Source organism: Desulfovibrio sp. An276 (genome assembly GCF_002159665.1).
Classification (GTDB): Bacteria; Desulfobacterota; Desulfovibrionia; order Desulfovibrionales; family Desulfovibrionaceae; genus Desulfovibrio; species Desulfovibrio faecigallinarum.
Window position 1 is genome coordinate 22670 of the sequence record NZ_NFJC01000001.1, and the last position, 22685, is coordinate 45354.

The following is a 22685-nucleotide window of genomic DNA, read 5'->3' on the forward strand; positions in this document are numbered from 1 at the left end:
GGCCTTTTGCATTAGGATGCGCATATAGGCGCGATTATTTCTGCAGGGGTATGCGGCAGGTTTCCAAAAGCCCCTGTGGCGGATCTATGACTATCGGATCCTGCAGGGAGACAATAAACTCCTCCCTTGCAGGAAAGAGGTACTCCCATTCAGCGTCGCGCAGGGCAAAGAGCATCTGGCCGGCAGGCATTTCGATGTGGTGCAGGACAGCGACCTCGGTGCCGTCTGCCAGCACAACCCTCCTGCCGAAGAGATCCTCTATGTAGGCTTCGTTGTCCGAAAGTTCCGGGAGACTTTCCCTGGCTACACACACCTGCACGCCACGGAGGAGTTCTGCGGCATTTCTGTCATTGACGCCCTCAAGGCAGACAAGCAGGCCGTTCTTGTGAGGTCTCCAGGACCTCACTGCAAACGTCCTTGCGCTGCCATCGGGAAATTCCAGAAATATCTCGCCATCGAGGTAGGCCGTGTCCTCGGCATACCAGTCCACGCAGACTTCGCCGCGCACTCCATGGGGCCTTGTAATCTGGCCAAGACAGATGTGTTTTGCCACTTATTTGGAAATCTCCAGGGTCATATGTCTTCCCGATTTGTGTGAAACTGCCCGCAAATAGGTGCGCAGGGCACGCACAGTGCGTCCCTGACGGCCTATGAGCTTGCCCTGATCCCCGCTTGCTACGCTCAGAGTCAGAAGAACGCCGTCCCTTTGAGCACTCTCCCTCACCCGAACTGCCTCTGGATGATCCACAAGCCCCCTGGCAATTTCCTCGAGAAGTTCCTTCATGGTTTTCCGCCAAAAGCCCCCGGAGGTTGCGCGCAATCGGGACTGTGCTCCCGACGCAAGGCCCCCTTGAGGGCCGGGAATTTCCAAAAGGGATGCTGCGCGTCCACGTACTGTCCGGGTACGGGGAAGTCAGCATCCCTTCCTGATCGAAATCGTTTCCTGCGGCATGGGCCGCAGATACCCTAGGCCTGTTCGGCAGCGTTCAGATGCTTGCTCAGCAGGGAACGCACGGTGTCGGTGGGCTGGGCGCCGCGGGCGAGCCACTTCTTGATGTTTTCGGCATCAAGCTTCACCTGATGCGGATGGGTCATGGGGTTGTAGTAGCCAAGGAATTCCAGGGGACGGCCATCGCGGGCGGTCTCATCGTTGGCTGCAACCACACGATAGAAAGGATGCTTCTTGCTTCCAAGACGGGTCAGTTTGATTTTAACGGCCATTGGCTGTTTCTCCCTATTTGGTTGATAATGCTTCGACGTGCGAAGGAATATACGTATTTCCACAAAATGGTAAAGCAGGATCTGGTGGCCTACTTGCGGCGGGCCTTGCGGCGATCCTTGCGTTTTTTCTTCTTGTCCCTGGCAAGCTTGTCAAGCTTTGCCTGGGAGAGCATGGCCCCTTCGGCGCCCTCGGGCATGTCCTGGGGCATTCCTCCGGGAAGTCCGGGCATACCAGGCATGCCCGGCATGTTCGGCATGTTCGGCATCCCCATGGGCATGCCGCCGCGGCCCAGGCCCTTCATGGCCTGGCCCAGCCCCTTGGGCATCTTGCCCTTGCCGCCCATCATGGTCTTCATGGTCTTGCGCATCTGTTCGAACTGGCGGACCAGATTGTTGACCTGCTGGACTGTGACGCCGGCACCCCTTGCAATACGGGCCCTGCGGCTTCCGTTGAGAATATCGGGGTCGTGGCGCTCTTGGGGCGTCATGGACTGAATGATGGCTTCTACCCTGGCCAGCTCCTTTTCCGGCAGATTGCCAGCCTCGGCCAGCTTTTCGCTCAGGCCGCTCATGCCGGGAATGAGCTTCATGATGCTTTGCAGACTGCCCAGTTTCTTGACCCTGCGCATCTGCACGAGAAAGTCCTCCAGATCGAAGGTCGCCTTTCTCATCTTCTTGGCCAGCTCTTCGGCTTCCTCTGCCTTGATGGTCTCCTGGGCCCTTTCCACCAGGGTGACCACATCGCCCATGCCCAGGATACGGCCGGCTATGCGGTCAGGGTGAAAGACTTCCAGTTCGGAAAGCTTTTCGCCCATGCCCACAAACTTGACCGGGGCTCCTGTCACGGATTTGATGGAGAGTGCTGCACCGCCACGGGCGTCGCCGTCCATCTTGGTCAGAACCACGCCGCTTATGCCCAGCTTTTCGTTGAAGGTCTCGGCAACTGTTACGGCATCCTGACCAGTCATGGCGTCTGCCACGAAGAGGATTTCCTGGGGATTGACCGCACTCTTGATGTCCGAGAGCTCGCGCATGAGCACTTCGTCGACATGGAGCCTGCCCGCGGTATCGATGATGACCACCGATGCCTGTTCCTCGCGGGCCCTTTCCATGGCCTGCTTCGCAATCTCCACAGGATTCATGTCCGTGGTGGAGGGGAAGTAGGGCATGGCAAGCTGCTTTGCCAGCACAACAAGCTGGTCAATGGCCGCGGGGCGGTAGACGTCTGCCGGCACAAGGTAGGGGCGCATCTTCTGCTTGCGCAGGTAGTTGGCAATCTTGGCAGCAGATGTGGTCTTGCCCGAACCCTGCAGGCCGACCATCATGATGACTGCCGGAGTCTGTCCCTGCAGGGAGAGAGCAGTGGTATCGCCGCCGAGAAGCTCAATGAGCTGCTCATTGACTATGCTGACCACCTGCTGTTGCGGAGAAACGCCGCGGATCACCTCCTGGCCCAGGCATTTCTCGCGCACCTTCTCAATGAAGCTGCCGACGACCTTGTAGTTTACGTCGGCCTCGAGCAGAGCCAGGCGGACTTCGCGAAGCCCTGCCTTGACGTTCTCCTCATTGAGTGTGCTTATCCCGCGAAAGGAACGGAATACGTTGCTGAGTCTGTCGGAAAGACTTTCAAACACAACTGATACCCTACATGCGTTTGCTTGGGATGCGCCGTATGCCTGCCCTGTTGAGGGCATGAGGGGCAGACGGTTGGAAAAAGGCAAAAGTCCAGCTCTTCCCTGCCCGGCGAAAAGCTGGGGCAAAAGAGGGAAGTACTGGAGACACAAGGAAAGACCCCATACACGCAACTTGGCTCGCGGTCAAGATCTTTTTCCCGGCAAATCCGCACTGCAGGCCGGTCGGGCGCTTTTTGCACGCCCCTCTCCCGTCCTTTCGGGGATGCTCTCCAAGCCTCTCTCCCAGCCTGCCTCTTGCCTAACGAAAATTGCTGCTTATCTATGACAAAAACTCCCTTATCCCCTCCATGCCGTCCTGCGTGCCATCCTTGCATGGCATTTCTTTAGGATGCGCGGGCAATCACTCCCAGGCCCGGACCATGCGGGGAATATCGAGGTTTCACCAGAGGTACCTATGTCTGACGAGAAAAAGGATCTCTCCATGCCGGCCGAAGACAAGCCCGACGGGCAGACTCCGGAACAGACCGTGGACGAGGACAAGAAAGATACGAATACCCTGCGCGTGCGCAGGGCCAGGGTGCATACTCCCTACCGGATGGACCGCAAAAGATCTCCCAGGGAAGAGGCCCAAAAGAGGGAACGCCCGCGTTCCGCAGGGCCCTTTGATCCCAGGGAACAGCAGGACCCTGCGCGCGATCTGCCGGACGTTCTGCCTGTCGTTGCCCTGCGCGATGTGGTTCTCTTCAATTTCATGATCCTGCCGCTCTTCATCACCAGGGATCGCTCTGTTGCGGCCATTGAAACAACAGTGAACGGCCCGCACTTTGTGCTCGCCCTGACCCAGAAGAACGAGGAGGACGACGATCCTGCAGAAAACGATCTCTACACCACAGGCACTGTCGTGCAGGTCCTGCGCATCCTGAAGATGCCAGACAACAGGATCAAGGCCCTTGTACAGGGTGTTGCAAGGGCAAGGGTGCGCAAGCTGACAACCACAGGCCCCTATCTGAAGGCCGAGGTGGACTATGTCACTGAGCCCGAGGTCGAGCACGATGCCACTGTCGAGGCCATGCTGCGCGTTGCCAGGGAATTGTGCGAGAAGGTTATGGCCCTGCGGGGCGTGACCTCCCCCGAACTTGTGAAGCTCTTGCAGAGCGTGGACGAACCCGGGCGCCTTGCGGACCTTGTGGCTGCCAATCTGCGCATGAAGACCGACGAGGCCCAGAAGCTTCTGGAAATCCCGGATCCGGTCGAACGCCTGCGCCGCGTGACAGAGAAGCTGCAAAGCGAGGTCGAGGTCGCAACAGTCCAGATGCGCATCCAGTCTTCCACCAAGGAAGGCATAGACAAGGCGCAGAAGGACTACTATCTGCGCGAACAGCTCAAGGCCATACGTCACGAGCTCGGAGACGCCGAGGAAGGCGGGGCCGAGGAGATTGAAAAACTCAAGGAAGCTCTCGAGAAGGCTGGCCTTCCGGAGGATGTGAAGAAGGAGGCGGACAAGCAGCTGCGCAGACTCTCCCTCATGCACGGGGACGCTGCCGAGGCCAGTATCATCCGCACCTACCTTGAGACAGTGAGCGAACTGCCCTGGCAAAAGCTCTCTGACGACAATCTCGACATCAAGAATGCCCAGCAAATCCTGGACGAAGATCACTACGGTCTTGCCAAGATCAAGGACCGCATTCTGGAATACCTGAGCGTCCACAAGCTCAATCCCGACACCCACGGATCCATTTTGTGCTTTGTGGGCCCTCCAGGGGTTGGCAAGACCAGCCTTGGCAAATCCGTTGCCAGGGCCCTTGGCCGCAAGTTCGAAAGGCTCTCACTTGGCGGCATGCACGACGAGGCGGAAATACGCGGCCACAGGCGCACCTACATAGGAGCCATGCCTGGCCGCATCATCCAGGCCCTGCGTCATGCGGGTACAAGGAACCCTGTCATTGTCCTTGACGAGATCGACAAGGTTGGCACCGACTTCCGCGGAGATCCCCAGTCCGCCCTGCTCGAAGTGCTGGATCCCGAACAGAACAACACCTTCAGCGATCACTATCTGAACGTTCCCTTTGATCTTTCAAAGGTCATGTTCCTGTGCACGGCAAACCAGCTCGAAACCATTCCGGCTGCCCTGCGCGACCGCATGGAAATCATCCGCCTGCCTGGCTACACCATGCAGGAAAAGAAAGCCATTGCCGAACGCTATCTTGTGAAAAAGCGCGTCACAGACAACGGCCTTGCCATGGATGAGGTGAACATCGGTTCAGACGCCCTCGAAGGCATCATCCTGAACTACACCCGCGAGGCAGGCGTGCGCGAACTCGAGCGCCAGATTGGGGCTGTGTGCCGCAAGCTTGCCCGCAGGAAGGCCGAAGGCGAAGAGCCTCCCTTCTCTGTCTGCGGAAAGGATCTGAAGGAGCTTCTCGGGCCTGCCATCTTCCTGGACGAGGAGTTCGAGGACACCCTTCTCCCCGGCATGGCCTACGGCCTTGCCTGGACAAGGGCAGGCGGCGAGGTTTTGACCATCGAGACGGCTGTGGTGGAAGGCAAGGGCAAGGTCCTGCTCACAGGCTCCCTTGGCGATGTCATGAAGGAAAGCGCCCAGGCTGCCATAAGCTATCTGCGCAGCCACGCACCGACCTTCGGTCTTGATGCCGGCTTTGACGACAAGCACGACATACATGTGCACGTCCCGGATGGGGCTACCCCCAAGGACGGTCCCTCTGCCGGCGTCACCCTGACGACTGCCCTGCTCTCTGCCCTGAAGGACGCGCCTGTGCGCTCGGATCTGTGCATGACAGGCGAAATCGACATCAAGGGCAGGGTGCTGCCTGTTGGCGGCATCAAGGAAAAGCTGCTCGGAGCCATGGCCCGCGGTCTCAAGAAGGCCATCATCCCCTGGCAAAACGAAAAGGACCTTGTGGACATCCCTGCAGATCTGCGCGAGAAGCTGGAAATCATTCCCGTGCGCTACTACAGCCAAATCTACGAGATTGCCTTCAGCGAAGAGGCAAGGGCAGCCAAACCGAAGCCGCGGACAAGGTCAAAAAGCACAAAAAGAAAGGCGCAAGGCTCGGAGGTCGCAACAAGCGAGACCGAACAAGCCGACAACGCCTAAGCACTGATTCATTGAGGAGTGGGGGCTGCCCTCTTGGGTGGCCCCCGTCTTGTACATGGAAGAAAGCATCAGAACCCTTCTTGCAGGGACAACTGCCCTTCTTGCGGGCCACGTGGACAATCCCCGCCTTGAGGCAGAGATACTTCTTGCCCATATCCTTGGGAAGGATCGTTTGTTCCTTCGCCTGCACGACAGGGACAATGTGGAGGGCGAGAAGGCATCTTTTCTGCAGGACCTTGCAGGTCGCAGGCTATTGGGCGAGCCCATAGCCTACCTGACAGGAAAAAGGGAGTTCTTTGGCAGGGAGTTTGGCGTAGCAAGGGGTGTGCTCATTCCCCGCCCGGAAACGGAACTCATGGTCGAGACAGCCCTTGAGCTTGCAGGGGAACGGAAAAGCCTTCTCATTGCTGACCTTGGCGCAGGAACGGGCTGCATTGGCATAAGCCTTGCCCTGGAAAGGTCGGGGGTTGCAGGCTATCTTCTGGAAAAATCGCCCCTGGCCATTTCGGTTTGCAGAAAAAACAGGGACCGATTGGGTGCGCAATCGCTTGTGGTCCTTAAGGCAGACATGAAGAACGTCCCTCTTCCCGATGCCTCCCTCGACATGGTTCTTGCCAACCCACCCTACATTGCGAAGGATGATCCGGCAGTGGAGGAAGGGGTGCGCAGATACGAGCCGGGATCTGCCCTCTTTGCGGACAACGCAGGCCTTGAACTGCTCGAGGCCTGCGTTTGCGAGGCCAGAAGGCTCTTGAAAAAGGGCGGCTGGGTTCTTCTCGAACACGGCCTTGCACAAGGGGAAGCAGTGCGACACATGCTCGCCAAAAAACATTTTTGCGAATTTTTTACAAAAAAGGATCTCGCAGGGCTTGACCGATTGAGTATTGCGCGTGTATAAGTCGCACGCAATCGGCGCATGGCGGCCAGCAAGGCCCAAATGTCACCCGGATGCAAAAAAAATTTTGAAAATTGCAAAATTTTGCTTGCCAAGCCCGAAGTTTTTGGGTAAATACATCGACTCGTGTGCTGGCGTAGCTCAATCGGCAGAGCAGCTGATTTGTAATCAGCAGGTTGTAGGTTCGATTCCCATCGCCAGCTCCATTCTGCCAAACAGCTGCCCGACACAAGACCAGGGATTTCCCCTCAGTGCCTGGCAGCAGAACATACGAATTATGTGGTGGGGTTCCCGAGCGGCCAAAGGGAACAGACTGTAAATCTGTCGTCAGTGACTTCGGTGGTTCGAATCCACCCCCCACCACCAGCAGCCCTTCTCGGGGTTCTTGCAAAACTGCCTTGGCTGTAGAAGACGAAAGTCGGTGACTACGGTGCGGTAGAACTCCTTCCAGACCGTTTGGGGTCTTGGAGACACGATCCGGCGCCTGTATGCGGGAATAGCTCAATGGCTAGAGCATCAGCCTTCCAAGCTGAGGGTTGCGGGTTCGAGTCCCGTTTCCCGCTCCACACTACTTTCCTCACACAACTTTCTTCTGCACTCAAGTTATCCCTGGTAGTCAGGGACGGTTTATGCAAACGCCCGCAAAGCTGCACGCTTTATACGCGGGCTGTTTGTCTAATCGGATTTCAGCACAAAATCAATTTCTTCATTTCCAGGGAGACATTAACATGGGCAAGGAAAAGTTCGTCCGCAGTAAGCCCCACGTAAACATTGGCACCATCGGCCACATCGACCATGGCAAGACCACCCTGACTGCAGCCATCACCAAGGTTGCCAGCCTCAAGAACGAGGGTTCCTTCATTTCCTATGACGAAATCGACAAGGCCCCCGAAGAAAAGGCTCGTGGTATAACCATCGCCACCGCACACGTCGAGTACGAGACCGAGAAGCGCCACTACGCTCACGTGGACTGCCCCGGCCACGCTGACTACATCAAGAACATGATCACCGGTGCTGCCCAGATGGACGGCGCAATCTTGGTGGTTGCCGCTACCGACGGTCCCATGCCCCAGACCCGTGAGCACATCCTGCTCGCCCGTCAGGTCGGCGTGCCCGCCATCGTGGTCTTCCTGAACAAGTGCGACCTCGTGGACGATCCCGAACTTCTCGAGCTCGTGGAAATGGAAGTGCGCGAACTGCTCTCTTCCTACTCCTACCCCGGCGACGACATTCCGATCATCAAGGGCTCTGCTCTGAACGCTCTGAATGCCGACAGCCTCGACGACCCCGCAGTGAAGCCCATCTTCGAGCTTCTCGACGCAGTTGACGACTACATCCCCGAGCCCAAGCGCGAACTCGACAAGCCCTTCCTGATGCCCATCGAAGACGTGTTCTCCATCTCCGGCCGTGGTACCGTTGTGACCGGTCGTGTGGAGCAGGGTGTCATCAAGGTTGGTGACGAAGTGGAAATCGTGGGCATCCGTCCCACCACCAAGACCACCTGCACCGGCGTTGAAATGTTCCGCAAGCAGCTCGACCAGGGCGAAGCCGGCGACAACATCGGCGCCCTCCTGCGTGGCACCAAGCGTGACGAAGTGGAGCGCGGCCAGGTTCTCGCTGCTCCCAAGTCCATTACTCCTCACAAGAAGTTCAAGGGCCAGGTGTACGTCCTCTCCAAGGAAGAAGGCGGCCGTCATACTCCCTTCTTCTCCGGCTACCGTCCCCAGTTCTATTTCCGCACCACCGACATCACTGGTGTCATTCAGCTTGCTGAAGGTGTCGAAATGGTCATGCCCGGCGACAACAGCGTCTTCACTGTTGAGCTCATCGCACCCATCGCCATGGCCCAGGGCCTCCGCTTCGCTATCCGCGAAGGCGGCCACACCGTGGGTTCTGGCGTGGTGACCGAAATCATCGAGTAGTACCATGCGAGTCAACATCACCCTCGCCTGCACGGAGTGCAAACGCAAGAACTACGTTTCTGTAAAGAACAAGAAGAATACCACTGAGCGCATCGAGCTCAAGAAGTATTGTCCTTGGGAAAAGCGTCACACTGTGCATCGCGAAGTCAGATAATTACATATTCTGTCCCCGGAACCTGCTTTCCGGGGACTGTGCAGGGCAGTAGCTCTAACGGCTAGAGCGGCGGTCTCCAAAACCGCAAGTTGGGGGTTCGAATCCCTCCTGCCCTGCCATTTTTTTCACCTTCGAGTATTAGCCATGGCCAAAAAGACCGCACAAGCCCCGAAAGCGCAGGAACCCAAGGTAGAGCAGCCCAATCCCGTGCAGCGCTTCATGCGCTATGTGGAGGACTCCAGAGCCGAGCTGCGCAAGGTGACGTGGCCCACCGTGGCCGAGACGCGCAAGGCTACCTTTGCCGTCCTTGGCTTTGTGGCCGTCATGGCGGTGATTCTCGGCCTCGTCGATCTGGGCTTGTCCTCCATCATCAAGTCCTTCCTCTCCTGATTCCTCTTGTAAAAGCGTGACAACATGGACGACGAAATCATCATTGATGACATAGAGGGTGCCGAAACTGGCAAACGCCCCCGTTGGTATCTTGTCCATACCTACTCAGGATTTGAGCAGCGCGTCGAAAAGACGGTCAAAGAATACATGAGGACTGGACAGGACCACGGCCAGATACTGGACTGCGTTGTTCCCACCGAACGCGTCATAGAACTTTCCAAGACAGGTTCAAAGAGAACAACGACACGCAAGCTGTATCCGGGCTACGTCATGATTCACATGATCATGACCGAACATTCCTGGAACCTTGTGCAGAACATTTCCAAGGTGACCGGATTCCTTGGAGGCAAGACAAGACCTGCCCCCATGAAGGAAGAGGAAGCCGAGCGCATCCTGTCCATAGTCGAAACCCGCCAGGACGATCCAAGGCCCAAGTTCAGCTTTGATCGCGGCGAGGAAGTTCGCATCATGGACGGCCCCTTCTCCGGTTTCAACGGCATTGTGGACGATGTGAACTACGACAAGGGCAAACTGCGCGTTTCCGTGTCCATTTTTGGCCGCCAGACCCCGGTGGAACTCGACTTCGTTCAGGTCTCCAAGGGCTAGCGAAAGCCGCGTTCACTATTCCAAGTTCGTACAGACAATATCCAAGGATACTCTCAAATGGCCAAGAAAGTTGTTGCCAAAGTCAAGCTGCAAATCCCCGCCGGAGCGGCCAACCCCTCTCCGCCAGTGGGTCCGGCTTTGGGTCAGCACGGTTTGAACATCATGGGCTTCTGCAAGGAGTTCAATGCCCGCACCCAGGATCAGAAGGGCATGATCATCCCTGTGATCATCACCGTGTATGCAGACCGTTCTTTTACCTTCATCACAAAGACTCCGCCTGCCTCCGTGCTCATCATGAAGGCACTCAAGCTCGAGAAGGCCTCCGGCGTGCCGAACCGCAACAAGGTTGGCGTGCTTACCCTGGCCCAGGTGGAAGAAATCGCCAAGCTGAAGATGCCCGATCTCAATGCTGCTTCCCTTGAAGCTGCCATGAAATGCATCGAGGGCACTGCCCGCAGCATGGGTGTTGATGTGAAGTAGTCCCCCAAAAGGGACCTGTTATCAGTTGCACTGCCCTTGAACAAGCATTTGTCCAGGGCAGGAGATACATAAAGGGAAACAGCAATGCCCAAGCACGGCAAAAATCTGAACAATGCCCGCAAGGACATCCGCCCCGAGGATCGCTTCTCGGTGCAGGATGCAGTCTCCAAATCCCTTGCCGCATCCTTCGCTAAGTTTGACGAAACAGTAGACGTCGCCATCTGTCTCGGCGTCGATCCCAAGTACTCCGACCAGATGGTCCGTGGCGCCGTGACCCTGCCCAATGGGCTTGGCAAAACCGTGCGCGTGGCCGTGTTCTGCAAGGGCGAAAAGCAGACCGAGGCCCGCGAAGCCGGTGCAGACGTGGTCGGTGCAGAGGATCTGGTCAACAGGATCAAGGACGAGGGCTTCCTCGACTTTGACGCAGCAGTGGCTACCCCCGACGTCATGGCCCTGGTCGGCCGCGTTGGCCGTCAGCTTGGCCCCCGTGGCCTCATGCCCAATGCCAAGACCGGCACCGTTACCTTTGACGTTGCCAAGGCCGTTTCCGAACTGAAGGCCGGTCGCGTGGACTTCCGCGTTGACAAGGCCGGCGTGCTGCACGCTCCTCTCGGCAAGGTCAGCTTCGGTGCAGAGAAGATCCTCGGCAACCTGAAGGCCCTGCTCGAGACCGTTGTGCGTCTCAAGCCCTCTGCTGCCAAGGGCAACTACCTTGTGTCCATGTCTGTGTCCACGACCATGGGCCCCGGCTTCAAGGTAGACATGTCCCAGGTCAAGAAATTTCTCGAAGGCGCTGCCTAAGGCACCGTCTTCTGGTACGGCAGGAGTATTCCTGCCTGGTTATGGAACAAGGAAATCGGGTCGAAGATGGCCGGTAGGAAGTATTTCCGTAAACCCTGCCTAGACTTTGGCTCGACTTCCCCCTGGCACCCCTCTCAAAACGTGAGGTGAATCACGTGAATAGGTCTGAAAAAGCAGCGATTATCAACGGCATCAAGGAAAGAGCTGATGCTGCTTCCATCGCTGTCATGACCGAATTCAAGGGTATGACAGTGGAGGAGTCGACAAATGTGAGAGTGGAACTGCGCAATGCAGGCGGCGAATATCACGTCGTGAAAAACACTCTCGGTCGCATCGCCTTCACTGACGGAAAACACGACGTTGTCAAGGACCAGTTCCACGACAACACCGCTGTTGCCCTTGGTTTCGACGACCCAGTGGCGGTGGCCAAGGCGCTCAGCAAGCTTGCTAAGAACAGCAAGACCCTCGTCATCCGTGGTGGCAGCCTCGACGGCAAGCTCATGACGGCTGACGATGTGGAAGCACTCGCCAAGCTGCCTTCTCGCGAACAGCTCCTGGCTCAGCTGCTTGCCACCATGAACGCCGTACCCACCAACTTCGTCAGCCTCTGCGCCAACGTTGTGCGCGGTCTCCTCTATGCCCTGAAGGCCATCGAGGAGAAGAAGAGCGGCGAAGCTGCCTAGTCAACCTGCAAACAAAGCCTGCGATTTCCACGAAGGAGACATCACCATGGCCGTTACCAAAGAAGAAGTCATTGAATTTATTTCCAACATGTCCGTGCTCGAACTCTCTGCCCTGATCAAGGAGCTCGAAGAGAAGTTCGGCGTGTCCGCTGCTGCTCCCGCCGTTGCCGTTGCCGCTGCTGCTCCCGCAGAAGCCGCTCCTGCAGCTGAAGAGAAGACCGAATTCGACGTTATCCTGAAGGACTGCGGTGCCAACAAGATCGCCGTCATCAAGGTTGTGCGCGCCCTGACCAGCCTCGGCCTCAAGGAAGCCAAGGACAAGGTCGACAACCTGCCTTCCACCATCAAGGAAGCCGTGTCCAAGGACGACGCCGAGAACGCCCGCAAGCAGCTGGCCGACGCCGGTGCTACCGTCGAAGTGAAGTAGGTTCAAGGACCGAATTTTTTCGAGGGGCAACCATCTGGTTGTCCCTCTTTTTTTGTGCAAATTTGTTCTTGCCATTTTGGACATTTGGGTATATGGGTTTCAATCCAACTTTTGCACGGCATATCCCTATCCTCAGCACGGGATCCCGTATCCCGACCAGAGGTCATACCCAGGAATTGACACTTTCCTTTCACATGTCCGGCATTTTCTAGAGTACCGACTCCAGGCCAGCCTTATTCTCCCGAAAAAAAATCGAGGGGACAAGGCTAGGCTTGTTTTGCGCTTTTTTTCTTCTTGCCTGTATTGCCTCACTGATCAAGGCAGCCTTGTCTCCCAAGGTAGCACAAACCAGAGGATCATCGCATGGGACAACTCATCAAGCAGTTTGGTAAGATCAAGGTCTCCGCTCCCATACCCCACCTGCTCAATCTTCAGATAGACTCGTACAGCAAATTCCTCCAGGAAGGCGTTTCGGCCGAGCAACGCGACCCTGAAGTGGGTCTGGAAGGTGTCTTCCACACAGTCTTCCCCATCCAGGATTTCAACAAGACGGCCAGACTCGAATTCGAGAGCTACGAAATTCAGGAGCCCAAGTACGACCAGGCCGAATGCATTTCCAAGGGCCTGACCTACGAGGCACCCTTGCGCATCAAGGTGCGCCTTGTGACCTATGACGTGAGCGAGGAAGGCGAGCGTACCCTGCGCGACATCAAGGAGCAGGATATCTACTTTGGCACCCTGCCCCTCATGACCGACAAGGGTACCTTCATCGTCAACGGTACCGAGCGCGTCATCGTGAACCAGCTGCAGCGCTCGCCCGGCATCATCTTCGAACACGACAGCGGCAAGACCCACGCCTCCCGCAAGGTTCTCTACTCCTGCCGCATCATTCCCATGCGCGGATCCTGGCTCGACTTCGACTTCGATCACAAGGACATCCTCTATGTCCGCATCGACCGTCGCCGCAAGATGCCTGCCACCATCCTCTTCAAGGCCATGGGCATGTCCAAGCAGGACATCCTTGACTACTTCTACCCGAGAGAGGATCGCGAGACCTACTATCTCGAAGTGCCGGAAGATCTGCGCGGCCGCCAGGCCTACATGCCCGACGCCCTCTTCTGGGCAGTGAAGCCCGAGTATGTGGACAAGTTCTACCGCAAGGAACCCGCCTACTCCAACATCTACGATCCGGAAGGCAAGATCCTGTGCGAGGCAGGCAAGAACATCACGAAGCGTGCCTGGCGCAACATCTGCAACAGCGGCATTTCCGCCATCGAAATCAACCCCGAAAACATCGAGGGCACCTTCTTTGGCGACGACATTGTGGATCCCAACACAGGTGAAGTTCTGGCCCAGGCTGCGGACGAGGTCACTCCCGCCCTGCTCAAGACCCTGCGCGAGGCTGGCGTAAAGAGCATCAGCCTTCTCCACACCAAGGGCCCCAATGTCTCTTCGAGCATCCGCGACACCCTGGTGATGGACAAGACCACTGATATGGTCAAGGCCCAGGAGGAAATCTACCGCCGCCTGCGTCCGTCCTCTCCGCCCACTCCCGAGATTGCGGCCTCCTACTTTGCCAACATCTTCCGCAACCTCGACTACTACGACCTCTCTCCCGTGGGCCGCTACAAGCTGAACCAGCGCCTTGGCTTCAAGGATGAAGAGACCCTGGTGGACGATGGTCACGGCCACATGGTTGCCAGCCGCACCCTGACGGACAACGATATCCTGCGTGCCATCTTCGAGCTGTGCAAGCTCAAGGACAGCAACGGCCCGCCGGACGATATCGACCATCTGGGCAACCGTCGCGTGCGCCTTGTGGGCGAGCTGGTGGAAAACCAGTACCGCATTGGCCTTGTGCGCATGGAGCGCGCCATCAAGGAGCGCATGAGCGGCCAGGAAGTCTCCACCCTCATGCCCCACGACCTTATCAACCCGAAGCCCGTGGCCGCAGTCCTGAAGGAGTTCTTTGGCACAAGCCAGCTCTCCCAGTTCATGGACCAGACCAACGCCCTTTCGGAAGTGACCCACAAGCGCCGTCTCTCGGCCCTTGGCCCCGGCGGTCTGACCCGCGAGCGCGCAGGTTTTGAAGTGCGCGACGTGCACACTTCGCACTACGGCCGCATCTGCCCCATCGAAACCCCCGAAGGCCCGAACATCGGCCTTATCGTCTCCCTGACCACCTACGCCAGGGTCAACGATTTCGGTTTCATCGAAACGCCCTACACAGTGGTGCGCGACTGCTGCAAGACCGACGAGATCATCAGCTTCGACGCCACCCGTGAAACAGGCGCCCAGGTCGTGGCCCAGGCCAATGCCCGCGTGGACGAGGCAGGACGTCTTCTCGATGAATTCCTCACTGTCCGCGCCCGCGGCGAAGTGATGGTCGCACCCAGGGAAGACGTGACCCTCATGGACGTGGCTCCCGGCCAGATGGTCTCCATCTCCGCAGCCCTCATTCCCTTCCTCGAACACGACGACGCAAACCGCGCCCTCATGGGTTCGAACATGCAGCGTCAGGCAGTGCCACTTCTGCGCAGCGAACACCCCATCGTGGGTACCGGCATGGAAGTGACTGTTGCCAGGGACTCCGGCGCCTGCATCCTTGCCAAGGCCGACGGTGTCGTGCGCTATGCAGATGCCGAGCGCATCATTGTTCACTACGACGAGGAAGTGGAGGACGGTGGCAGCATCTTCCACCACAAGAGCAGGGTTGTTGCCTACGATCTGCAGAAATTTCACAAGTCCAACCAGAACACCTGCTTTGGCCAGAAGGCTACCTGCATGCCCGGCCAGCGCGTGCACAAGGGTGATGTCCTGGCCGATGGTCCGGGCATCGAGGACGGCACCCTTGCCCTTGGCAAGAACCTCACCGTGGCCTTCATGCCCTGGTGCGGCTACAACTACGAAGACGCCATCCTCATCTCCGAGAAGGCCCTGAAGGAAGACACCTTCACCTCCATCCACATCGACGAATTCGAGGTGGTGGCACGCGATACCAAGCTCGGACCAGAAGAAATCACCCGCGACATTCCCAATGTCGGCGAGGAAATGCTGCGCAACCTTGACGACAGCGGCATCATCCGCATCGGCGCTTCCGTGAAGACCGAGGACATCCTTGTGGGCAAGATCACCCCCAAGGGCGAAACCCAGCTCACCCCGGAAGAAAAGCTCTTGCGCGCCATATTCGGCGAAAAGGCCAGGGATGTGAAGAACTCCTCCCTCAAGGTTCCTCCGGGAATCGAGGGCACCGTCATCGACGTCAAGGTCTTCAACCGCAGATCCGGCGAGAAGGACGAGCGCACCAAGGCCATCGAGGAATACGAGATCAAGCGCATTGATCAGAAGGAAATCGATCACACCCGCGTTCTCGTGACCCAGACCCGCGAGCGCCTTGCTCCCATCGTTGTCGGCAAGCAGGTTGCCCAGACCGTCATGGGTGGCAAGAAGGGCAGCGTTCTTGTGAATGCCAATGCAGCCCTGACCAGGGAACAGCTTGACCTCATGCCCGTAGACAGGCTGGCAGGCCTGTTCAAGAGCCGCGAGGTGAACGATCAGGTTCTCCAGATCCTTGAGGAACACCAGCGCCAGATTGCCTACGTGCACGCCATCTACGAGCAAAAGCGCGAGAAGGTGCAGGAAGGAGACGATCTGCCCCCTGGCGTCATCCGTATGGTCAAGGTCTACATCGCCATCAAGCGCAAGATCTCCGTGGGCGACAAGATGGCAGGCCGTCACGGCAACAAGGGTGTCGTATCCATGATTCTCCCCGAGGAGGACATGCCCTTCTTTGCCGATGGACGTCCGGTTGACATTGTGCTCAACCCCCTGGGCGTGCCTTCGCGCATGAACATCGGCCAGATCATGGAAACCCACCTCGGCTGGGGTGCCAAGGAACTGGGCCGCCAGCTCGCCAAGCTTGTGGAAAGCGGCACTGCCATGCAGGTTGTTCGCGACGATGTGAAGAGCGCTTTCAATTCTCCGGAAATAAGCAAGCTTGTGGACAGCATGGACGACGAGGAATTCGCTGCGTCCGTGCGCAAGCTGAGAAAGGGCATCACCACCAGGACACCTGTCTTCGACGGCGCAACCGAAGAAGAGATCTGGGGCTGGATGGATCGTGCGGGCCTCAACAACGACGGCAAGACCGTTCTCTACGACGGCCGCACTGGCGAAGCCTTCAAGAACAAGGTTACGGTGGGTGTCATGTACATGCTCAAACTCCACCACCTTGTCGACGAAAAGATCCACGCCCGCTCCACTGGTCCATACTCCCTCGTGACTCAGCAGCCTCTGGGCGGCAAGGCACAGTTCGGTGGCCAGCGCCTTGGTGAAATGGAAGTCTGGGGTCTGGAAGCCTACGGCGCCTCCTATCTCCTGCAGGAATTCCTGACCATCAAGTCGGACGACGTGACCGGACGCGTGAAGATGTACGAGAAGATAGTCAAGGGCGACAACTTCCTCGAAGCAGGACTGCCCGAATCCTTCAACGTTCTGGTCAAGGAACTCATGAGCCTTGGCCTCAACGTGACCCTGCATCAGGAAGAAAGCAAGAAGCGGCAGCGTCCGCTTGGTCTTGTGCCCTTCAACGAAAGATAGTTCCGCCTGCCCCGGGATTCATATCCCGGGGCACATGCAAGCCTCAGGCAGGCTTTTTTGAGGAACAATGCTTTTGGTTCAGACCTTCATGCAACTAAACGCTTATACGGTCAGCCCGTATCAAAGCAAGGAACATACAGCATATGAGCATGGATGATCTCTATTCCAACCGTGGAACTTCGGGCAATGCCACCAATGTGCGCAACCTGAAGGCCATACAGATTTCCATAGCCTCTCCGGAAGCCATACGCGAATGGTCCTACGGCGAAGTAAAGAAACCCGAGACCATCAACTACAGGACCTTCAAGCCCGAGCGTGACGGCCTGTTCTGCGCCCGCATCTTCGGCCCTGTGAAGGACTTCGAGTGCAACTGCGGCAAGTACAAGCGCATGAAGCACCGCGGCATTGTCTGCGAAAAGTGCGGCGTTGAAGTCATTGCCGCCAAGGTGCGCCGCGAGCGCATGGGCCACATCGAACTTGCTGCCCCCGTTGCCCATATCTGGTTTTTGAAGACCCTGCCTTCCAAGATCGGCACGCTGCTCGACATGACCATGAACGACCTTGAAAAGGTCCTCTACTTCGACAGCTACATCGTGCTCGATCCAGGTCAGACCACCCTGACCAAACAGCAGGTCATTTCCGAGGATCAGTATCTGCAGATCATTGAGCACTACGGCAGCGAGGATTGCATCAAGGTCGGCATGGGCGCAGAGGCCATCCGTTCCCTGCTCGAAGAGATCGATCTCCCGACTCTGCGCGCCGAACTCCATAAGGAGGGCGACGAGACCAAGAGCCAGACCAAGAAGAAGAAGATCACAAAGCGCCTCAAGATAGTCGAGGCCTTCATCGAATCCAACAACAGGCCCGAGTGGATGATCATGGAAGTCATTCCTGTCATTCCCCCGGAACTGCGTCCCCTCGTTCCCCTGGATGGCGGCCGTTTCGCCACCTCGGATCTGAACGACCTCTACCGCCGCGTCATCAACCGCAACAACCGCCTGAAAAGGCTCATGGAACTCGGCGCTCCGGAAATCATCATCCGCAACGAAAAGCGCATGCTCCAGGAAGCGGTCGACGCCCTCTTCGACAACGGTCGCCGCGGCCGCGCCATCACCGGCACCAACGGCAGGGCACTCAAGTCCCTGTCCGACATGATCAAGGGCAAGCAGGGCCGTTTCCGTCAAAACCTGCTTGGCAAGCGCGTGGACTACTCCGGCCGTTCCGTCATCTGCGTGGGCCCGTACCTCAAACTGCATCAGTGCGGTCTGCCCAAGAAGATGGCTCTCGAACTGTTCAAGCCCTTTATCTACTCCGAACTCGAGAAAAGGGGCCTGGCCTCCACCATCAAGAGCGCCAAGAAGATGGTCGAGCGAGAGGAAGTGGTGGTCTGGGATATCCTGGCCGATGTGGTCAAGGAATACCCTGTCATGCTCAACCGCGCACCTACGCTGCACAGGCTCGGCATCCAGTCCTTCGAGCCCCTGCTTGTGGAAGGCAAGGCCATCCGTCTGCATCCTCTGGTCTGCACAGCCTACAACGCAGACTTCGACGGCGACCAGATGGCAGTGCACATTCCCCTGTCCGTGGAAGCGCAGATCGAGTGCCGCGTGCTCATGATGAGCACCAACAACATTCTTTCGCCCGCAAACGGCGGCCCCATCATTGTCCCCTCGCAGGACATGGTCCTTGGCCTGTACTACATGACCAGTGCCAAGCGCTTCGAGCCAGGCGAAGGCATGGTCTTCTGTGACACATGGGAAGTCGAGTCCGCCTACGATCAGGGTATCGTGAGCCTGCAGGCCATCATCAAGGTGCGCATCAACGGCAAGCTCGTCGAAACTACCCCCGGCCGTGTGCTGGTTGGCAACATCCTGCCCGAGGGCATGGACTTCTCCCACGTGAACCTTGTGCTCACCAAGAAGAACATCGCCAAACTGGTGGACGCCACCTACAAGACCTGCGGCACAAAGGCCACTGTTCTGCTCTGCGACAAGATCAAGAACATGGGCTACGAGTACGCGACCCGTTCCGGCATCTCCATCGGCTTGAAGGACATGCTTGTTCCCCACAGGAAGGAAGAGATCCTTGCCAAGAGCCAGGCAGAGGTGGACGACATCGAGGGCCAGTACCGCGACGGTATCATCACCAAGACCGAAAAGTACAACAAGGTCGTCGACGTCTGGACCCAGGCTACCCAGAGCGTCAGCCAGGAGATGAACAAGGAGATCAGCCACGAATTGCGCACGAATCCCCTCACGGGCGAGACCGTGGAGGACGTGAGCTTCAACCCGATCTACATGATGTCCAACTCCGGTGCCCGAGGCAACCAGGACCAGATGCGTCAGCTCGCAGGCATGCGCGGCCTTATGGCCAAGCCTAACGGCGAAATCATCGAAACCCCCATCACGGCATCCTTCCGTGAGGGTCTCTCGGTGCTGCAGTACTTCACCTCCACCCACGGCGCACGCAAGGGTCTGGCAGATACCGCTCTGAAGACCGCAAACTCCGGTTACCTTACCAGGCGTCTGGTTGACGTCGTGCAGGATGTGGTCATCTCCATGGAGGATTGCAACACTGTTGACGGTATCGAGCTCACGGACATCATGGAAGGCGGCGAGGTCCGCACCCGTGTGTCCCAGCGCGCCATTGGCCGCGTGCTCCTCTACCCTGTGCGCGATCCCCAGACCCAGGAGCTCCTGCTCAAGGAGAACACCGAGATCAAGGACGCCGAGGCCAAGATTCTCGACGAGCACGGCGTGACCTCCATCACCGTGAGATCGCCTCTCACCTGCGCTGCTGAGCACGGCATCTGCGCCCGCTGCTACGGACGCGACCTTGCCCGTGGTCACATGGTGAACATAGGCGAAGCAGTGGGCATTATCGCAGCCCAGTCCATTGGCGAACCCGGTACCCAGCTGACCATGCGTACCTTCCACATCGGTGGTACGGCATCCTCCACCATCGAACGCAGCAAGATCGAGGCCATGGGCTCCGGTCAGGTCAAGCTGGTGCATCTGCACGCAGTGCAAAACCCCGAAGGCGAGCTGGTCAACATCGGCAAGAGCGGTCAGTTTGTCATCGTGGACGCCAGCGGCCGCGAGACCCAGAAGGACAACATCCCCTCCGGTGCCCGCATTCTGGTCAGGGATGGCCAGGAAGTGAACAAGGGCGATGTGATGGCCATGTGGGAACCCTTCTACGAGCCCTTCATCGTCGAGGAAGACGGTATCGTCCAGTTCAACGACCTCATCGAGGGCAAGACCGTGCAGGAAAAGGTCGACGAGACCAACAACAACATTGCCCTCACGGTCATGGAATTCCGCACCACGGCCTACAAGCCCTCCATCAGCATCGTGGATCCTGTCACGGGCGCCAAGAAGATGCGCCGCCACGGCACCACCGAGACCGAGGCGACCTACTCCCTGCCCGCAGGCGCCATCGTCATGGTCAAGAACGGTGACGAGGTCAAGCAGGGTCAGACCATTGCCCGCCGTCCCCGCGAAACTTCCAAGACCAAGGATATCGTGGGTGGTCTTCCGCGCGTTGCAGAACTCTTCGAAGTGCGCAAGCCCAAGGACATGGCTGTTGTTTCGGAAATTTCCGGAACCGTCACCTACGGTGGCGACAGCAAGGGCAAGCGCAGGCTCATTGTCACGCCCGACATCGGCGAGGCCAAGGAATACCTGGTACCGCGCGGCAAGCACATCACTGCTGCCGACGGCGACTTCGTGGAGGCAGGTGAAACCCTCACAGAGGGCAGCCCCGAACTGCACGACATCCTGCGCACCAAGGGCGAAAAGTATCTGGCAAGCTACCTTGTGAACGAGATCCAGGATATCTACCGCTTCCAGGGCGTTGCCATCGACGACAAGCACTTCGAGACCATCGTGCGCCAGATGCTGCGCAAGGTCAGCGTCATCGACTCCGGCGGCACCAGCCTTCTGGAAGGCGAACAGGTGGACAAGGGCGAATTCAGGGCCATCAACAAGAAGGCCATTGCCGAGGGCCGCAAGCCTGCCACGGCAGAGCCCATGGTGCTCGGCATCACCCAGGCATCGCTGACCACCTCCTCCTTCATCTCCGCGGCTTCCTTCCAGGAAACCACCAAGGTGCTCACGGAAGCAGCCCTCAAGGGCAAGGTGGACCACCTGGCCGGCCTCAAGGAAAACGTCATTGTGGGCCGTCTCATCCCCGCAGGCACTGGCCTTCGCCAGTACATCAACGCGGAAATTTCCGTGCCCGAGCAGAAGGAAAAGCCCAACAAGTTCCTCGATACCCTTGAAGAACCCCTGTACCAGGGCTAGTCCCAAGGTTCGGTAGCCGTATTCAGGGACCGCCTTCCCCCCTGGGAGAGGCGGTCCCATTTTCATACCCTTTTTTTGCCCTGACAAAATTGTGAGCAGGCCTTGTTGGTCCCCTTTTGCAAAAAACAAGGGCCTTCCCTGCAAAATCTCCTTTCAAGACATTGAAATTTCAATGTTTTTACAACAAAAGCACTATATAGCAGGGCATGAAAAAAGGGTGTTTGTACCCCTTCCGAAAAAAACGTTTCTTTGCTTTTTTCTCAAAATTGTTTAAGGTATTGGTCAGCCAATTTGGCCCGATGCAAAGCCGCAAACTTTCGTTTTTGCGATTTGATGCGGCAAAACAGGCTCTTACAGCAATATTCAGCCCTGGTCGTGGTCGCGGCACAAAGCTGTCTTCCATGTGCCTGAGGGAAAAGACAGCAGGCTTCAATTCCGCATCGTGCGAATCGCAGACCTTGCGCGAACATAATTCACGGGCTTATGCCCAAACCGGAGTAGACGCATGATTACACTCTTTTACTTGCTGGGGTACCTCGCACTCATCGGCTGTGCAATCACATCGTTTCTCAAAATCAGAAACTATATGAAAAAAACGCCGATGCATGCTCGCTGGGAACTCTACCCCATTCCGCATGAAGGTGCCAAGGCCAAACACGGTGGCAGCTACATGGAGGATACCGACTGGTGGAAGCATGAGCACAAGCCCAACCATCTGGGCGATCTCGGCGCTCTTCTGATGGAAGTTCTCTTCCTCGAAGCCACCTTCAAGCACAATCGTCCCCTGTGGTACCGCACCTATCCCTTCCACCTTGGCCTCTACATGCTCATGGGCGGAGCCATCATCCTGATCTTCACCGCCATCCTGCGCATGTTTGGCCTTGATCACGAGACCAGCACCCTGATCTGGCTCATCTACGGCCTCATCGATATCATCTCCTTCGTTGGCTGCCTGTGCCTCATTGGTGGCGGTGTTGGCCTTATCATGCGTCGTGTCGGTGACCCCGGACTGCGCACCTTCTCCACCCCCGAACACTTTTTCGACCTGGGCCTGTTCGCCTTCTTTGGCCTGACCGGCTTCATCACCTGGGTGACCAATCCCTGTTTCGCGGAACTTGCCAGCGACTTCGTCTACAATGCCCTGACCTTCAACTTTGAATCTCTCGGCAGCGGTGGCTTTGTCCTGCACATGGTCATTGGCTTCTTCCTGATGCTGTGGATCCCCATCACCTTCATGAGCCACATTCTGCTCAAGTACTTCCTCTACCACGACATCCGCTGGGAAGACGTGGCTACCAGCATGAGCAAGAAGCGTCAGGATCTCATCAACGCCGCTCTGAAGTACAAGGTCACCTGGGCTGCTCCCCACATGAATCCCAAGGGCGAGGACAAGACCTGGGTCGACGTGGCCACTTCCGGATACCCTGCTCAGGAACAGAAAAAAGACGCGTAAC

At 57.5% G+C, this 22685-nt stretch carries 18 protein-coding genes and 4 tRNA genes; 17 read left to right on the forward strand and 5 right to left on the reverse strand.

The features are described 5' to 3' along the window. Nucleotides 1–34 precede the first annotated feature (34 nt). From rimM to ffh, 4 genes are all read right to left on the reverse strand, one after another. Nucleotides 35–553 carry a ribosome maturation factor RimM gene (rimM, locus tag B5F76_RS00130; RefSeq protein WP_087349477.1) on the reverse strand — a complete coding sequence of 173 codons (519 nt, stop codon included), beginning with the start codon at nucleotides 551–553 and terminating at the stop codon, nucleotides 35–37. Next, nucleotides 554–784: a KH domain-containing protein gene (locus tag B5F76_RS00135; protein WP_087349479.1), complete on the reverse strand. Its 231-nt coding sequence runs from the start codon at nucleotides 782–784 to the stop codon at nucleotides 554–556. A gap of 182 nt (nucleotides 785–966) precedes the next feature. Then, entirely contained in the window at nucleotides 967–1221 is a 255-nt protein-coding gene (rpsP, locus tag B5F76_RS00140; protein WP_087349481.1) for a 30S ribosomal protein S16, read from the reverse strand. An 89-nt stretch (nucleotides 1222–1310) separates the two neighbouring features. Next, nucleotides 1311–2855: a signal recognition particle protein gene (ffh, locus tag B5F76_RS00145; RefSeq protein ID WP_087349483.1), complete on the reverse strand. Its 1545-nt coding sequence runs from the start codon at nucleotides 2853–2855 to the stop codon at nucleotides 1311–1313. Between the two features lie 595 nt (nucleotides 2856–3450). On the opposite strand from ffh, the gene lon reads away from it, so the two are divergent. The 16 genes from lon (at nucleotide 3451) to rpoC (ending at nucleotide 21231) form a co-directional block, all read left to right on the forward strand. Continuing rightward, on the forward strand, nucleotides 3451–5970 hold the full coding sequence (gene lon, locus B5F76_RS00150) for an endopeptidase La (protein ID WP_087350176.1): 2520 nt from the start codon (nucleotides 3451–3453) through the stop codon (nucleotides 5968–5970). Nucleotides 5971–6025: 55 nt separating this feature from the next. Beyond that, a complete protein-coding gene (prmC, locus tag B5F76_RS00155; RefSeq protein ID WP_087350179.1) occupies nucleotides 6026–6868 on the forward strand; it encodes a peptide chain release factor N(5)-glutamine methyltransferase in 843 nt (280 codons plus the stop codon). Nucleotides 6869–6995: 127 nt separating this feature from the next. Next, nucleotides 6996–7071, forward strand: a tRNA-Thr gene (locus B5F76_RS00160). Between the two features lie 75 nt (nucleotides 7072–7146). Next, nucleotides 7147–7231: transfer RNA gene (locus tag B5F76_RS00165), tRNA-Tyr, on the forward strand. Nucleotides 7232–7355: 124 nt separating this feature from the next. Continuing rightward, nucleotides 7356–7431, forward strand: a tRNA-Gly gene (locus tag B5F76_RS00170). Between the two features lie 162 nt (nucleotides 7432–7593). Further along, nucleotides 7594–8787 (forward strand): elongation factor Tu, encoded by a 1194-nt coding sequence (gene tuf / locus B5F76_RS00175; protein WP_087349485.1) that lies wholly within the window; start codon nucleotides 7594–7596, stop codon nucleotides 8785–8787. A gap of 4 nt (nucleotides 8788–8791) precedes the next feature. Next, nucleotides 8792–8941 (forward strand): 50S ribosomal protein L33, encoded by a 150-nt coding sequence (gene rpmG, locus B5F76_RS00180; RefSeq protein WP_087349487.1) that lies wholly within the window; start codon nucleotides 8792–8794, stop codon nucleotides 8939–8941. A gap of 42 nt (nucleotides 8942–8983) precedes the next feature. After that, nucleotides 8984–9060: transfer RNA gene (locus B5F76_RS00185), tRNA-Trp, on the forward strand. Between the two features lie 25 nt (nucleotides 9061–9085). Further along, on the forward strand, nucleotides 9086–9331 hold the full coding sequence (gene secE, locus B5F76_RS00190) for a preprotein translocase subunit SecE (protein ID WP_087349489.1): 246 nt from the start codon (nucleotides 9086–9088) through the stop codon (nucleotides 9329–9331). Nucleotides 9332–9355: 24 nt separating this feature from the next. Further along, nucleotides 9356–9937 (forward strand): transcription termination/antitermination protein NusG, encoded by a 582-nt coding sequence (gene nusG / locus B5F76_RS00195; protein WP_087349491.1) that lies wholly within the window; start codon nucleotides 9356–9358, stop codon nucleotides 9935–9937. Between the two features lie 57 nt (nucleotides 9938–9994). Continuing rightward, complete coding sequence (gene rplK / locus B5F76_RS00200; protein WP_087349493.1) at nucleotides 9995–10417, forward strand: 50S ribosomal protein L11; 423 nt, start codon at nucleotides 9995–9997, stop codon at nucleotides 10415–10417. 84 nt (nucleotides 10418–10501) lie between these two features. Further along, a complete protein-coding gene (rplA, locus tag B5F76_RS00205; protein WP_087349495.1) occupies nucleotides 10502–11218 on the forward strand; it encodes a 50S ribosomal protein L1 in 717 nt (238 codons plus the stop codon). A 155-nt stretch (nucleotides 11219–11373) separates the two neighbouring features. Then, nucleotides 11374–11901 (forward strand): 50S ribosomal protein L10, encoded by a 528-nt coding sequence (rplJ, locus tag B5F76_RS00210; protein WP_087349497.1) that lies wholly within the window; start codon nucleotides 11374–11376, stop codon nucleotides 11899–11901. A 46-nt stretch (nucleotides 11902–11947) separates the two neighbouring features. After that, complete coding sequence (gene rplL, locus B5F76_RS00215; protein ID WP_087349499.1) at nucleotides 11948–12328, forward strand: 50S ribosomal protein L7/L12; 381 nt, start codon at nucleotides 11948–11950, stop codon at nucleotides 12326–12328. Nucleotides 12329–12691: 363 nt separating this feature from the next. Then, entirely contained in the window at nucleotides 12692–16927 is a 4236-nt protein-coding gene (rpoB, locus tag B5F76_RS00220) for a DNA-directed RNA polymerase subunit beta (protein WP_087349501.1), read from the forward strand. A gap of 143 nt (nucleotides 16928–17070) precedes the next feature. Further along, the gene (gene rpoC, locus B5F76_RS00225) at nucleotides 17071–21231 is read left to right on the forward strand and encodes a DNA-directed RNA polymerase subunit beta' (RefSeq protein WP_087349503.1); all 4161 of its coding nucleotides are present in this window, start codon (nucleotides 17071–17073) and stop codon (nucleotides 21229–21231) included. Nucleotides 21232–21409: 178 nt separating this feature from the next. On the opposite strand, the gene B5F76_RS14700 is transcribed toward rpoC, so the two are convergent. After that, on the reverse strand, nucleotides 21410–21634 hold the full coding sequence (locus B5F76_RS14700; RefSeq protein WP_162608602.1) for a hypothetical protein: 225 nt from the start codon (nucleotides 21632–21634) through the stop codon (nucleotides 21410–21412). A gap of 183 nt (nucleotides 21635–21817) precedes the next feature. Here B5F76_RS14700 and B5F76_RS00230 point away from each other — a divergent pair, with 183 nt between their 5' ends. Continuing rightward, nucleotides 21818–22684: a respiratory nitrate reductase subunit gamma gene (locus tag B5F76_RS00230; RefSeq protein WP_239406897.1), complete on the forward strand. Its 867-nt coding sequence runs from the start codon at nucleotides 21818–21820 to the stop codon at nucleotides 22682–22684. The last annotated feature ends 1 nt before the right edge of the window (nucleotide 22685 follow it).

Bases quoted from the DNA above. Each gene is read 5' to 3' on its own strand.
- B5F76_RS00230 (WP_239406897.1), top strand. From the start codon at position 21,818: ATGAAAAAAACGCCGATGCATGCTCGCTGGGAACTCTACCCCATTCCG.
- rpmG (WP_087349487.1), top strand. From the start codon at position 8,792: ATGCGAGTCAACATCACCCTCGCCTGCACGGAGTGCAAACGCAAGAAC.
- secE (WP_087349489.1), top strand. From the start codon at position 9,086: ATGGCCAAAAAGACCGCACAAGCCCCGAAAGCGCAGGAACCCAAGGTA.
- B5F76_RS14700 (WP_162608602.1), bottom strand. From the start codon at position 21,634: ATGGAAGACAGCTTTGTGCCGCGACCACGACCAGGGCTGAATATTGCT.
- rplA (WP_087349495.1), top strand. From the start codon at position 10,502: ATGCCCAAGCACGGCAAAAATCTGAACAATGCCCGCAAGGACATCCGC.
- rpoB (WP_087349501.1), top strand. From the start codon at position 12,692: ATGGGACAACTCATCAAGCAGTTTGGTAAGATCAAGGTCTCCGCTCCC.
- B5F76_RS00135 (WP_087349479.1), bottom strand. From the start codon at position 784: ATGAAGGAACTTCTCGAGGAAATTGCCAGGGGGCTTGTGGATCATCCA.
- rplL (WP_087349499.1), top strand. From the start codon at position 11,948: ATGGCCGTTACCAAAGAAGAAGTCATTGAATTTATTTCCAACATGTCC.
- prmC (WP_087350179.1), top strand. From the start codon at position 6,026: ATGGAAGAAAGCATCAGAACCCTTCTTGCAGGGACAACTGCCCTTCTT.
- rpoC (WP_087349503.1), top strand. From the start codon at position 17,071: ATGAGCATGGATGATCTCTATTCCAACCGTGGAACTTCGGGCAATGCC.
- nusG (WP_087349491.1), top strand. From the start codon at position 9,356: ATGGACGACGAAATCATCATTGATGACATAGAGGGTGCCGAAACTGGC.
- rpsP (WP_087349481.1), bottom strand. From the start codon at position 1,221: ATGGCCGTTAAAATCAAACTGACCCGTCTTGGAAGCAAGAAGCATCCT.
- tuf (WP_087349485.1), top strand. From the start codon at position 7,594: ATGGGCAAGGAAAAGTTCGTCCGCAGTAAGCCCCACGTAAACATTGGC.
- rplK (WP_087349493.1), top strand. From the start codon at position 9,995: ATGGCCAAGAAAGTTGTTGCCAAAGTCAAGCTGCAAATCCCCGCCGGA.
- lon (WP_087350176.1), top strand. From the start codon at position 3,451: ATGGACCGCAAAAGATCTCCCAGGGAAGAGGCCCAAAAGAGGGAACGC.